Genomic DNA, 12,134 nt, shown 5'->3' with positions numbered 1-12,134 from the left:
GCCCCGGCGGCCCCGGTCGCGGCGGCCGTGGCGCCCAGACGGCCGGCGCGTTCGGCCGCCGCGGTGGCCCCGCGGCCCGTGGCAAGAAGAGCAAGAAGCAGCGCAGACAGGAGTTCGACAACATGTCGGCTCCGACGCCCGGTGGCGTCCAGGTCCCGCGCGGCAACGGCTCGACGCTGCGCCTGCCGCGCGGTGCCTCGCTGTCGGACTTCGCCGACAAGATCGACGCCAACCCGGCCTCGCTCGTCCAGGTGATGTTCCACCTGGGTGAGATGGTCACCGCGACGCAGTCGGTGAACGAGGAGACCCTGCAGCTGCTCGGCGCCGAGCTCGACTACCGCATCCAGGTCGTCAGCCCCGAGGACGAGGACCGCGAGCTGCTCGACAGCTTCGACCTCACCTTCGGCGACGACGAGGGCGCGGAGGACGACCTCACGGCCCGCCCGCCGGTCGTCACCGTCATGGGTCACGTCGACCACGGCAAGACGCGCCTGCTGGACGCGATCCGCAAGACCAACGTCATGGGCGACGAGGCCGGCGGCATCACCCAGCACATCGGCGCCTACCAGGTGCACGTGGAGCACGAGGGCCAGGACCGCCCGATCACCTTCATCGACACCCCCGGTCACGAGGCGTTCACCGCCATGCGTGCCCGCGGGGCGGCGACCACCGACATCGTCGTGCTGGTCGTCGCGGCCGACGACGGCGTCATGCCGCAGACCATCGAGGCGCTGAACCACGCCCAGGCTGCGAACGTGCCGATCGTCGTCGCGGTGAACAAGATCGACAAGGAGGACGCCAACCCGGCCAAGGTGCGCCAGCAGCTCACCGAGTACGGGCTGGTGGCCGAGGAGTACGGCGGCGACACCCTGTTCGTCGACGTGTCGGCGCGGTCGAACCTGCACATCGACGACCTGCTCGAGGGTGTCCTGCTCACCGCCGACGCGGCGCTGGACCTGCGGGCCAACCCCGACCAGGACGCGCAGGGCATCGTCATCGAGGCCCGGCTCGACCGCGGTCGCGGGCCGGTGGCCACGCTGCTCGTGCAGCGCGGCACGCTGCACGTCGGTGACTCGGTGGTGGCCAGCGACGCGTTCGGCCGCGTGCGCGCCATGCTCGACGAGAACGGCGACAACGTCGACGTCGCGACCCCGTCGCGGCCGGTGCAGGTGCTGGGTCTCACCTCGGTGCCCGGCGCCGGTGACTCGTTCCTCGTCGTCGAGGAGGACCGGATCGCCCGGCAGATCGCCAGCCGTCGCGAGGCGCGGGAGCGCAACGCACAGCTCGCGTCGAGCCGGCGTCGGGTCTCGTTGGACGACCTGGACCAGGCCCTCGCCGAGGGCAAGGTCGAGGCGCTCAACCTGATCATCAAGGGTGACGTGTCCGGTTCGGTCGAGGCCCTCGAGGACTCGTTGGTCAACATCGACATCGGCGAGGACCGCGCAGAGGTCTCGCTGCGCGTCGTGAGCCGTGGCGTCGGCGCGATCACCGAGAACGACGTCAACCTGGCGATCGCCTCGGACGCCGTCGTCATCGGCTTCAACGTGCGGCCCGAGGGCAAGGCCCGCGAGCTCGCCGAGCGCGAGGGTGTCGACATCCGGTACTACACGGTGATCTACCAGGCCATCGAGGAGATCGAGGCTGCGCTCAAGGGCATGCTCAAGCCCGAGTACGAAGAGGTGCAGCTCGGTACCGCCGAGGTCCGCGAGGTCTTCCGGGTGCCGCGGATCGGCAACATCGCCGGTTCGCTGGTGCGCACCGGGCTCATCCGCCGCAACAGCAAGGCGCGGCTGGTGCGCGACGGTTCGGTCGTCGCCGACAACCTCACCGTCGAGTCGCTCAAGCGGTTCAAGGACGACGCCACCGAGGTCCGTGACGGCTACGAGTGCGGTATCGGGCTCGGCTCGTACAACGACATCAAGATCGACGATGTCATCGAGACGTTCGAGCTGCGCGAGAAGCCTCGCTCCTAGGTTCCGCGTGATGAGGGCCGTTCGACCGAACGCCAAGGATTTATAACCGGTCGGACGGCCCTCATCCCGCCACCTCGTCGCGTTCGTCTGCTCGGCTCTCTCGTTGCGCTCTGGTCGTTGATCTTGCTGTCGTGGTTCGGTCGAGGCCCTGGCTGGAAGGGGTGGCTGGTGTGGTCGTAGGTGTGCTGGTCGCTGACTGCCTGCTCGGCGACGTGCATTCGCTGAAGGAGAAGCGGTCCCTGGTCCGGCCGGTGGTCGCCGAGCTGCGCCGCAGGTTCGAGGTCTCGGCGGCAGAGACCGGGGATGCCGGGCTGCACCGGCGGGCCGAGTTCTCGGTGTCGCTGGTCGCCGGTGAGCGGGCCCACGTCGTCGAGGTGCTCCACGCGTGCGAGCGCCTGGTCGCGGGCCGGCCGGAACTGGAGCTGCTCTCGACGCGCACCCGGGTGCTCGACGACGACGACCTGGACTGACCCAGCTGGACTCATCGGGTACCACCACAACGAAGGAGCACGACATGGCCGACGCCGCCCGCGCCCGCCGGATGTCCGGACGCATCAAGCAGATCGTCGCCACCGTCATCGAGCGTCAGATCAAGGACCCCCGACTCGGCATGGTGACGATCACCGACGTCCGGGTCACCGGCGACCTGCACGACGCCACGATCTTCTACACGGTGCTCGGCGACGAGGAGGACCGCGTCGCCTCGGCCGCGGCTCTCGAATCCGCCAAGGGCGTGCTGCGCAGCGAGGTCGGCCGCCAGACCGGCGTGCGGTTCACCCCCACGCTGACCTTCACGCTCGACGCCCTGCCCGACAACGCCCGCCAGCTCGAGGACCTGCTCGCCGCGGCCGCGGCCGAGGACGCCAAGCTGGCCGCCGCCCGTCAGGGCGCGCAGCCCGCCGGTGAGGCCGACCCCTACCGCAAGCCGCGCGTCGAGAGCGACGACGAGGACTGAGCCACCGGCACCACGCTCGAGCGGGCCGTGGTGCGTGCGTGTTGCCCGAACAGGTGGCAGGCTGACGCGCGCCATGGCCGACATCGACGACGAACCCGCGCCCCCGGCCCCCCGGCCGCGACCTGCGCCGCGTCATGCCGTGCCCACCGCGGACGAGCCCGCAGAGGAACTCCCCACCGAGGACGTTGCGACCGAGGACGTTGCGACCGAGGACGTGGTGTCCCCGGGGCCGGCGCACGCCCGGGCGCGACGTGGCGGCCGGCGCCGATGGCACCTCGCCGCGGCGGGCGTCGTCGTGGTCGCGGTCGTCATCGCCGTTTTCCTCATCGTGCGGGACCGCAGCGGCGGCTCCGGCGGGGCCGGCAGCTCGTCGTCCGCGGCGGACCAGAGCGCCGCGACCGTCACCGACAGCGCGGCTGCCGATGCCTTCGTCGCGGGTGCCACGTCCGACGTCGTCGCCGTGACCGCCTACGACTACCGCAGCCTCGACACCACCCTCAGCAACGGTCAGAACGTCACCACCGGTGCCTACCGGACGTCGTTCCGCACCGCGCTCACCGGCTCGCTGGCCGCAACGGCCCGTCGCCTGCACCGCGTCCAGACCTTCAACCTGCTCGCCGCAGGCATCGGTGAGATGGCCAAGGACGGCAAGAGCGCGAAGGTGCTGATCTTCGGTTCGCAGTCGGTGACCGACGACTCCACGAAAGGCAGGGCCCGGGCCACCCTGGTGACGTTGACGGCGACGATGCAGCGCGAGGGCAACCGTTACCTCGTCGCCGGGCTCGACGCCGACCGCAACGCCGGCCTGCCGGCGGGCACGAGCGGGTTGCGCGCGGCCGCCGAGGCCGGCCGCTCCGAGGTCACGGCCGTGCTCACGCTGCGACACGACCACTACGACGCCGACTACAACACCGCCCTGGCGGGCGCCGTCGATCCGCTGCGATCGAGCCTCGCCAAGCAGTCAGCCACGGCGCGCCAACGGATCACGGCCGGTGGCTACGACCTCAGCGGATCGGTCACGGCCGTCGCGGTCGAGCGGGCGCTGGGGGACACCCTGGTCATGCTCGTCGCCGCGACCGGCAACCGCACCGCGGACGGCAAGACCTCCGTCGTGTCCGACGGTCGTTACCGGGTCACCGTCGTGCGGGTGTCCGGCCAGTGGGTCACGAGCTCGATCGACGCCGTCAACGGCACGTGACCGCGGCCCTCGGCCCGGACAGCCCTGTGGACCGGCCACCCACCCCCGACGGCCTGGTCGTCGTCGACAAGCCGGCCGGGTGGACGTCCCACGACGTCGTGGCTCGCCTGCGGCGCCTGGCGCGTACCCGCCGCGTCGGGCACGCCGGCACCCTGGACCCGATGGCCACCGGCGTGCTCGTCGTCGGGGTCGGGACCGCGACCCGGCTGCTGCACCACCTGGTGCTCGCGGACAAGGCCTACGACGCCACCGTGCGGCTCGGGCAGAGCACCCTCACCGACGACGCGGAGGGTGACGTCACGGGGGGTGCGTCGGCCGCCGCGATCGACGAGGACGCGGTGCGCGCCGCCCTCAAGCCCCTGACCGGCGACATCCTCCAGGTACCGAGCTCGGTGTCGGCCATCAAGGTCGACGGCGAACGCGCCTACAAGCGCGTGCGCGACGGGGAGGCGCCGCAGCTGGCGTCGCGGCCCGTGACCGTCACCCGTCTCGAGGCGCTGGGCGTCAGCCGACCCGCACCGGACCTGCTCGACGTCGACGTCCGCGTCGAGTGTTCGTCGGGCACCTACGTCCGCGCCCTCGCCCGGGACCTCGGCGCGGCGCTGGGCACCGGCGGCCACCTCACCGCGCTGCGCCGCACCCGGGTCGGCCCGTTCACCCTCGACGGCGCGGCGACCCTCGACGCGCTCGCCGAACGCGACCACCCGGTCACCCTGCCGCTGGCCGCGGCGGTCACCCGTGCTCTGCCCGTCCGCACCGTCGACACCGACGAGGCCCGCGAGTTGAGCTTCGGCCGGAGCCTCGAGCCGACCGGCGCCCCGGGGACCCACGGAGCACTGGACGAGCAGGGACGGGCCGTCGCGCTGCTGCAGGACCGGGACGGTCGCGCGCGGCCCGTGCTGGTGTTCACCCCCGCGGGCTGACGGGGTAGACCGACCGGATGCGCGACGACCTGGAGCCGGTGCGCCGCCTGCTGCCGGACGCGCAGCTCGAGCCGGTGGAGCGGCTGCGCGGCGGCGAGCGCTGCCGGGTCGATCGGATCCGCGTCCGGACGTCCGACGCCGACCACACCGCGGTCGTCAAGCGCTTCCTCGACGCCGGCGAGGGCTGGGTGCGCGAGACGGCCGCCCTGCGCGTGCTGCCGCCGGGGCTCGCACCGCAGCTGCTGGCCGCCGACGCCGCGACGGGCGTCGTCGTCATGAGTGACCTGGGTGACGGGCCCACGGTCGCCGACGCGCTGCTCGGCGCCGACCCGGACGCCGCGGCCGACGCCTTGTGCGGATGGGCCGAGGCGGTGGCGCGGTTGCACGCCGCCGCCCGCCCGCTGCGCGACCGGTTCGTCGCCGAGCTGGCCGCGCGGCAGGGAGAACTGCACGTGTCCCGGAGCCGGGTCACCGGTGAGCTCGGGGACGCCGCGACGGCGCTGCCGGAGCTGTGCGCACGGCTCGGCGTCAGCGTGCCCACCGGCGCGATGGACGAGTTGCGGGGACTCGCCACCCGGCTGGGCGGCGACGGGGCGTCGTCGCTGTCACCGGTCGACACCTGTCCCGACGACGCGGTGCGGCGGGGTGCCCGCTACCTGCTCGTCGACTACGAGGGCGCGCAGTGGCGGCACGTCACGTGGGACGTCGCCTACCTACGCGTCCCGTGGCCCACGTGCTGGTGTTCGTGGGCGATCCCGGACGACGCGGCCGACCGCGCCGTCGAGGCGTACCGCCGCACCGCCCGGGACGGGTTGCCCGAGGTCGGTGACGCCGCGTTCGAACGCGACCTGGAGGCCGCCACCGTCGGCTGGGCCCTGACGTCGGTGACCTGGTTCGTCGACCGGGCGTTGCAGGACGACGTCGCCCACCACCCGGACCGCACCGCCCCCACCCGGCGCGCGACGGTGCTGCACCGGCTCGGCCTCGCCGCTCGCTCGCCCGAGCTGCCGGCGCTGGCCGAGCTGTCGGCGTCGTTGCGCACCGAGCTGCGGCACCGCTGGGGCGACGTCGAGCTGGCCCTCGCCCCGGCGTTCCGTCCGCGGTCCTGACGCCTGACCGCCCACCCCCGGCCGGGTGCCGACTCAGTACAGTGCGCACGTGCAGCGATGGCAGGGCCTCAAGGACGTTCCGACCGGCTGGGGACGCAGCGTCGTCACCATCGGTGTGTTCGACGGCGTGCACCGCGGACACCAGTCGATCATCGCGGACGCGGTGGGTCGGGCGGCCGAGCTGGGCGTCCCCAGCGTGTTGATCACCTTCGTGCCGCACCCGGCCGAGGTGGTGCGCCCGGGCGCGCACCCGCCGGTCCTCACCAGCCTCGTGCGACGGGCCGAGCTCGTGGAGGAGCTGGGTGTCGACGTGTTCTGCGCCCTACCGTTCACCCTGGAGCTGTCCAAGCTCAGCCCGGCCGAGTTCGTGCACGCCACCCTGGTCGACCGCCTGCACGTCACGACCGTCATCGTCGGCGAGAACTTCCGCTTCGGGCACAAGGCCGAGGGCGACGTGGGCACGCTGCAGGAGCTCGGCCGGCGCTTCGGGTTCAGCGCGCGCGGCGACCACCTGCTCACCGAGCACGACACCACGCTGAGCGCCACCTACGTCCGGTCCTGCGTGCAGGCCGGCGACGTGCGGACCGCGGCCGAGGTGCTGGGCCGCCCGCACCGTCTCGACGGCGTCGTGGAGCGGGGCGACCGGCGAGGGCGCGAGCTCGGCTACCCGACGGCCAACCTGCGCACCGACGACTGGGCCGCCGTCCCTGCCGACGGCGTCTACGCCGGCCGGGTCGTGCTGCTCGACGAGTGGGGGCGTACGGCCGGCGCGCCACCGCTGGGCACGGCGGCGATCTCGGTCGGCACCAACCCGACCTTCGACGTCCGGCAGCGCCGGGTCGAGGCATTCGTGCTGGACTTCGACGCCGACCTGTACGGCGCCAACATCGGTGTCGAGTTCGTGGCCCGGCTACGGGGCATGGAGCGCTACGACGGGGTGGACGCTCTCGTCGCGCAGATGGCCCTCGACGTGGAGCAGACCCGCACGCTGATGCAGTAGCAGGTCCGACGGGTCACCGGTCGGCCAGCAGCCTGCGGACGACGCGGCCGAACAGCAGGCGGGTGGACCTACGCACCAGCGGTTCGGCGAACCGGGGCAGGTGGGCGGGGGTCGCTTCCTCACGCCAGGTCGTGCGCGATCCGGCGCCCAGCGGCTCGACCGTCAGCTCCGCCCAGCCGAGGATGACCCGGCCGGTCTTCTCGATGCGGCAGTGCCCGGCGTCGCCGTCGGCGGGCGGGGCCCACTCGACGATCTCCATGATGTCGTCGAAACCGACCCGGCGGCTCCCCGTGCGGGCCACGAAGACGGTGCCGACCCCGGCCGGCGCCGGCGTGGTCACAGCGACGCGCGTCAGGGGTACGTGGTCACCGTGCCGCGGCCAGTCCGTCACCCGCTCCCAGGCCTGCTCGGGCGGCAGGGGAGAGGTCACGGTGACGACGAAGGGGGCCATGCCGTCACTGTAGGTGGGCGCCGGGCCCGGCTCGGGCGGGCCCGGGCGCAGGTCGGCGCCGGTGGGTCGGGGGACGACCCGTGCCCTGGTATCGTGGGGTCCGGCATGCAGCTCTGCCGAGCAGGGTGCTGCCCGCTCGCGCGTTCATCCAACCGCCGTGATCCAGACCGGTGGTGCGCGCCTGCACCGATCGAAGGAGTTCACTGTGCCCCTGGCTCAGGACGTCAAGAAGCAGATCATCGCCGAGTACGGCTCCGCCGACGGTGACACGGGTTCGGCCGAGGTGCAGGTCGCGCTGCTGACGCAGCGCATCAAGGATCTCACCGAACACCTCAAGATGCACAAGCACGACCACCACAGCCGTCGCGGGCTGCTGCTGCTCGTCGGCCAGCGCCGGCGGCTGCTGAACTACCTGGCCAAGGTCGACATCAACCGCTACCGCTCGATCATCGAGCGGCTCGGTCTGCGCCGATAGCCACCGGGGGAGCGACTCGTCCGAGTCGCTCCCCTTCTGCATTGCACCCGCATCACAACAACACACCCCCGCCGGACGCACAGCGATCTACCAGCCGCGTCCCCGCGACCGACCGATCTGCTGACGACCGGTCCTCGGTAGTGGCGAACCGGAACACCATCGGGTGGTCCGGCCGCTTCGATCGAAGACCGGTACCCACTGAGATCCAACGCATCAGTGATCAGCGCAGCTCGTACGTCGCCTGTGCGCACCGGCACGTACCGAGAGGACAACTCCGTGACGGAGTCCACCCAAGACCTAGGCGCCGAGTCCGGCGTCTTCGAGACCGAAGCCGTGATCGACAACGGCAACTTCGGCAAGCGCACCATCCGCTTCGAGACCGGCCGGCTGGCCAAGCAGGCCGCCGGTGCCGTCGCGGCCTACCTCGACGAGGACACCATGCTGCTGTCGGCCACCACGGCCGGCAAGAAGCCCCGTGAGGGCTTCGACTTCTTCCCGCTGACCGTCGACGTCGAGGAGCGCATGTACGCCGCGGGACGCATCCCCGGCTCGTTCTTCCGCCGCGAGGGCCGCCCGTCCGAGGACGCCATCCTCACCTGCCGCCTCATCGACCGCCCGCTGCGCCCGACCTTCGTCAAGGGTCTGCGCAACGAGGTGCAGGTCGTCATCACCGTCATGGCGCTCAACCCCGACCACGCCTACGACGTGCTCGCGATCAACGCCGCGTCCGCGTCCACGCAGATCTCCGGCCTGCCCTTCGGCGGCCCGGTCGGCGGCACCCGCGTCGCGCTCATCGACGGCCAGTGGGTCGCGTTCCCGACCCACACCGAGCTCGAGCGCGCCACCTTCGACATGGTCGTCGCGGGTCGTCTGCTCGACTCGGGCGACGTCGCGATCATGATGGTCGAGGCCGAGGCCACCGAGGGTTCGATCGCGCTCATCGAGGGCGGCGCCACGCGTCCCACCGAGGAGGTCGTGGCCGAGGGCCTCGAGGCCAGCAAGCCCTTCATCGCCGAGCTGTGCCGGGCGCAGCAGAAGCTCGCCGACTCGGCGGCCAAGCCCGTCCAGGAGTTCCCGGTCTTCCTCGACTACAGCGACGAAGTCTACGACGCCGTCCGCAACGAGGTGGAGGCCGAGGTCGCAGGCGCGCTGACCATCGCCGACAAGCAGGAGCGCGAGGCCAAGCTCAACGACATCAAGAGCCAGGTCAAGGACACCCTCGGCCAGCAGTTCGAGGACCGCTTCGACGAGATCAGCCCCGCGTTCCGCGCGCTGAACAAGAAGCTCGTGCGCCAGCGCATCCTGCGCGAGAAGGTCCGCATCGACGGTCGCGGCCTGGCCGACATCCGTACGCTCTCGGCCGAGGTCGAGGTGCTGCCGCGGGTGCACGGCTCCGCGCTGTTCCAGCGGGGCGAGACCCAGATCCTCGGTGTCACCACGCTGAACATGCTGGGCCTGGAGCAGAAGCTCGACACGCTCTCGCCGAACCGCACCAAGCGCTACATGCACAACTACAACTTCCCGCCCTACTCGACCGGTGAGACCGGCCGCGTCGGGTCGCCGAAGCGTCGCGAGATCGGCCACGGCGCGCTCGCCGAGCGGGCCCTCGTCCCGGTCCTGCCGAACCGCGACGAGTTCCCGTACGCGATCCGCCAGGTGTCCGAGGCGCTCGGCTCCAACGGCTCGACGTCGATGGGTTCGGTCTGCGCCTCGACGCTGGGCCTGCTCAACGCCGGCGTGCCGCTCAAGGCGCCGGTGGCGGGCATCGCCATGGGCCTCGTGTCCGACACCGTCGACGGCAAGACCGAGTACGTCGCTCTCACCGACATCCTCGGTGCCGAGGACGCGTTCGGCGACATGGACTTCAAGGTCGCCGGCACCCGGGAGTTCGTCACCGCCCTGCAGCTGGACACCAAGCTCGACGGCATCCCGTCCGAGGTGCTGGCGGCGGCGCTGACCCAGGCCCGCGACGCGCGCCTGCACATCCTGGACGTCATGGCCGAGGCCATCGACGGCCCGGACGAGATGAGCCCGTACGCCCCGCGCGTCACGGTCGTGAAGATCCCGGTCGACAAGATCGGCGCGGTCATCGGGCCCAAGGGTCAGATGATCAACGCGATCCAGGACGAGACCGGCGCGCAGATCACCATCGAGGACGACGGCACCATCTACGTCGGCGCCGACAACGGCACCTCGGCCTCCGAGGCGGTCGACCGCATCAATGCGATCGCCAACCCGCAGATGCCCAAGGTGGGGGAGCGCTTCCTCGGCACCGTGGTCAAGACCGCCGCGTTCGGCGCGTTCGTGTCGCTGCTGCCGGGCAAGGACGGCCTCGTGCACATCTCCAAGCTGGGCCGCGGCAAGCGGGTCGGCAAGGTCGAGGACGTCGTGAACGTCGGCGACAAGATCCAGGTCGAGATCGCCGACATCGACCAGCGCGGCAAGATCAGCCTGGTGCTCGTCGACGAGACGCCCGCCGAGTCGACGGACGCCCCGGCTACCGCCGACGCCTGATCGGACACCGAACCACCGGCGGGGGCCGGGCCCGCGCCGCGCGCAGAGCCGGCCCGCGGCCCCGCCCCCCCCCCCGTGGGCCCCCCCCCCCCCCCCCCGCGGGGGCCGGCCCGCGCCCCGCGCCCGCCCGGCCCGGGCCCCCCCCCCCCGCCGCCGTTCGACCCACCTCCGCGCGACGGTGTGCAGACGCGCCGGCCCGGGCCCGCGCGTCTGCACACCGTCGATGGACGGCAACGAAGGGAACACCGATCCGCTCGCCACTGCGCGACCTGCCCACCGAGGTGCGGGCGCTGTCCGGCGTCGCCTTCATGGTGGCGCTGGGGTTCGGGCTCGTGGCCCCGGCCCTGCCGCTGTTCGCGCGGGACTTCGGGGTCGGCAAGGCCGCGGCCGGCGCCGTCGTCAGCGCGTTCGCGCTGATGCGCCTGCTCATGGCCCCGTTCGTAGGTCGGCTCGTCAACGCGCTCGGCGAACGCGTGCTGCTGGCCACCGGCATCGGCGTGGTCGCGGTCTCCAGCGCGCTGGCGGGACTGTCGCAGAACTACTGGCAGCTGCTGACGTTGCGTGGGGTCGGCGGCGTCGGCTCGATCATGTTCAGCGTGGGCGCGGCCAGCCTGCTCATCCGGGTCACGCCCGACCATCAGCGGGGCCGGGCCCAGGGCGTCTGGGCGGGCTCGTTCCTCATCGGGCTGATCGCCGGGCCGGCGGTCGGCACGATCGCCACCTTCTCCCTGCGCGCCCCGTTCTTCCTGTACGCGGGCACGCTCACCGTGGCCGGGTTGCTCGGCCTGGGCGCCTTGCGCAAGAGCGAGCTGTCCAACCCGCGCACCACGACGACCGCGCCGCTCGCACTGCGGGCCGCCCTGCGCAACCGCGCCTACGTCGCCGCGCTGGCCGCCTCGTTCGCGGGCGACTTCTCGCTGGTCGGCGCGCGTTCGTCGGTCCTGCCACAGTTCGTCGAGGACCGCCTCGGCCTCGGGGCGGGCTGGGTCTACGCCGCGTTCCTCGTCATCAGCGTGGTCAGCGGCGCGCTGCTGCTGCCCGCGGGACGGGTCGCCGACAACCGGGGCCGCCGTCCGGTGGTCGTCGTCGGGCTGCTGATCGGCGCGGCGGCGTTCGTGCTGCTGCCGAGCGTGCCGGCCGCGGTCGGGTTGCTCCTGGCGGCGGTGCTGCTGGGGGTGGCCGGCGCCGCCGACTCGGTGGCGCCCGGTGCGGTGCTGGGCGACGTCGTCGGAGCCCGCGGCGGCACCGTGGTGGCCGTGTTCCAGATGTCGGGCGACCTCGGCGCCGTGCTCGGGCCGGTCGTGGCCGGCGCTGTCGCGGACGGTGCCGGCTACTCCGCGTCGTTCCTGGTCGCCGGTGCGGTCTGCGCGGTGCCGGCCCTGATCGTGCTGGCCGCGCCCGAGACGCTGCGCCGGCCCGCGACCGCTGCCGCGGTGGCCGCCGACCGGCCCGCCGACACCACCTGAACCCGACTGTCCCTTGTGATCAACTGCGGATCCTGGCTGGAGATCGACCAGAATCCGCAGTTGATCGTCG

Annotated in this window: 11 protein-coding genes; 10 read left to right on the top strand and 1 reads right to left on the bottom strand. The window is 72.4% G+C overall.

Annotation, left to right across the window (positions count from 1 at the left end):
- The 7 genes from infB to ACFFCA_RS19035 form a co-directional block, all read left to right on the top strand.
- A partial coding sequence (infB, locus tag ACFFCA_RS19065) for a translation initiation factor IF-2 (RefSeq protein WP_375487731.1) occupies positions 1-1,973 on the top strand: 1,973 nt, incomplete at its 5' end.
- A gap of 170 nt (positions 1,974-2,143) precedes the next feature.
- Positions 2,144-2,443, top strand: coding sequence for a DUF503 domain-containing protein (locus ACFFCA_RS19060; protein WP_375487733.1), 300 nt, complete (start codon positions 2,144-2,146; stop codon positions 2,441-2,443).
- A 44-nt stretch (positions 2,444-2,487) separates the two neighbouring features.
- Entirely contained in the window at positions 2,488-2,928 is a 441-nt protein-coding gene (gene rbfA, locus ACFFCA_RS19055; RefSeq protein WP_375487729.1) for a 30S ribosome-binding factor RbfA, read from the top strand.
- Between the two features lie 73 nt (positions 2,929-3,001).
- On the top strand, positions 3,002-4,126 hold the full coding sequence (locus ACFFCA_RS19050) for a hypothetical protein (protein ID WP_375487727.1): 1,125 nt from the start codon (positions 3,002-3,004) through the stop codon (positions 4,124-4,126).
- Complete coding sequence (gene truB / locus ACFFCA_RS19045; protein ID WP_375487725.1) at positions 4,123-5,049, top strand: tRNA pseudouridine(55) synthase TruB; 927 nt, start codon at positions 4,123-4,125, stop codon at positions 5,047-5,049. Before ACFFCA_RS19050 ends, truB begins: the two co-directional genes overlap by 4 nt.
- A 17-nt stretch (positions 5,050-5,066) precedes the next feature.
- Complete coding sequence (locus ACFFCA_RS19040) at positions 5,067-6,158, top strand: hypothetical protein (protein ID WP_375487723.1); 1,092 nt, start codon at positions 5,067-5,069, stop codon at positions 6,156-6,158.
- 49 nt (positions 6,159-6,207) lie between these two features.
- A complete protein-coding gene (locus tag ACFFCA_RS19035) occupies positions 6,208-7,158 on the top strand; it encodes a bifunctional riboflavin kinase/FAD synthetase (RefSeq protein WP_375487721.1) in 951 nt (316 codons plus the stop codon).
- Positions 7,159-7,171: 13 nt separating this feature from the next.
- On the opposite strand, the gene ACFFCA_RS19030 is transcribed toward ACFFCA_RS19035, so the two are convergent.
- Complete coding sequence (locus ACFFCA_RS19030) at positions 7,172-7,609, bottom strand: SRPBCC family protein (protein WP_375487719.1); 438 nt, start codon at positions 7,607-7,609, stop codon at positions 7,172-7,174.
- 205 nt (positions 7,610-7,814) lie between these two features.
- On the opposite strand from ACFFCA_RS19030, the gene rpsO reads away from it, so the two are divergent.
- The 3 genes from rpsO to ACFFCA_RS19015 all read left to right on the top strand — a co-directional run bounded on the left by rpsO (position 7,815) and on the right by ACFFCA_RS19015 (position 12,064).
- A complete protein-coding gene (gene rpsO, locus ACFFCA_RS19025; protein WP_375487717.1) occupies positions 7,815-8,084 on the top strand; it encodes a 30S ribosomal protein S15 in 270 nt (89 codons plus the stop codon).
- 276 nt (positions 8,085-8,360) lie between these two features.
- Complete coding sequence (locus tag ACFFCA_RS19020) at positions 8,361-10,598, top strand: polyribonucleotide nucleotidyltransferase (protein WP_375487715.1); 2,238 nt, start codon at positions 8,361-8,363, stop codon at positions 10,596-10,598.
- 281 nt (positions 10,599-10,879) lie between these two features.
- The gene (locus ACFFCA_RS19015; RefSeq protein WP_375487713.1) at positions 10,880-12,064 is read left to right on the top strand and encodes an MFS transporter; all 1,185 of its coding nucleotides are present in this window, start codon (positions 10,880-10,882) and stop codon (positions 12,062-12,064) included.
- Positions 12,065-12,134: the final 70 nt, after the last annotated feature.

It is taken from the genome of uncultured Jatrophihabitans sp. (genome assembly GCF_964252635.1).
Lineage (GTDB): Bacteria > Actinomycetota > Actinomycetes > Mycobacteriales > Jatrophihabitantaceae > Jatrophihabitans.
The sequence above is the reverse complement of the archived record's forward strand: the minus strand, read 5'-3'. Positions and strand labels throughout refer to the sequence as shown.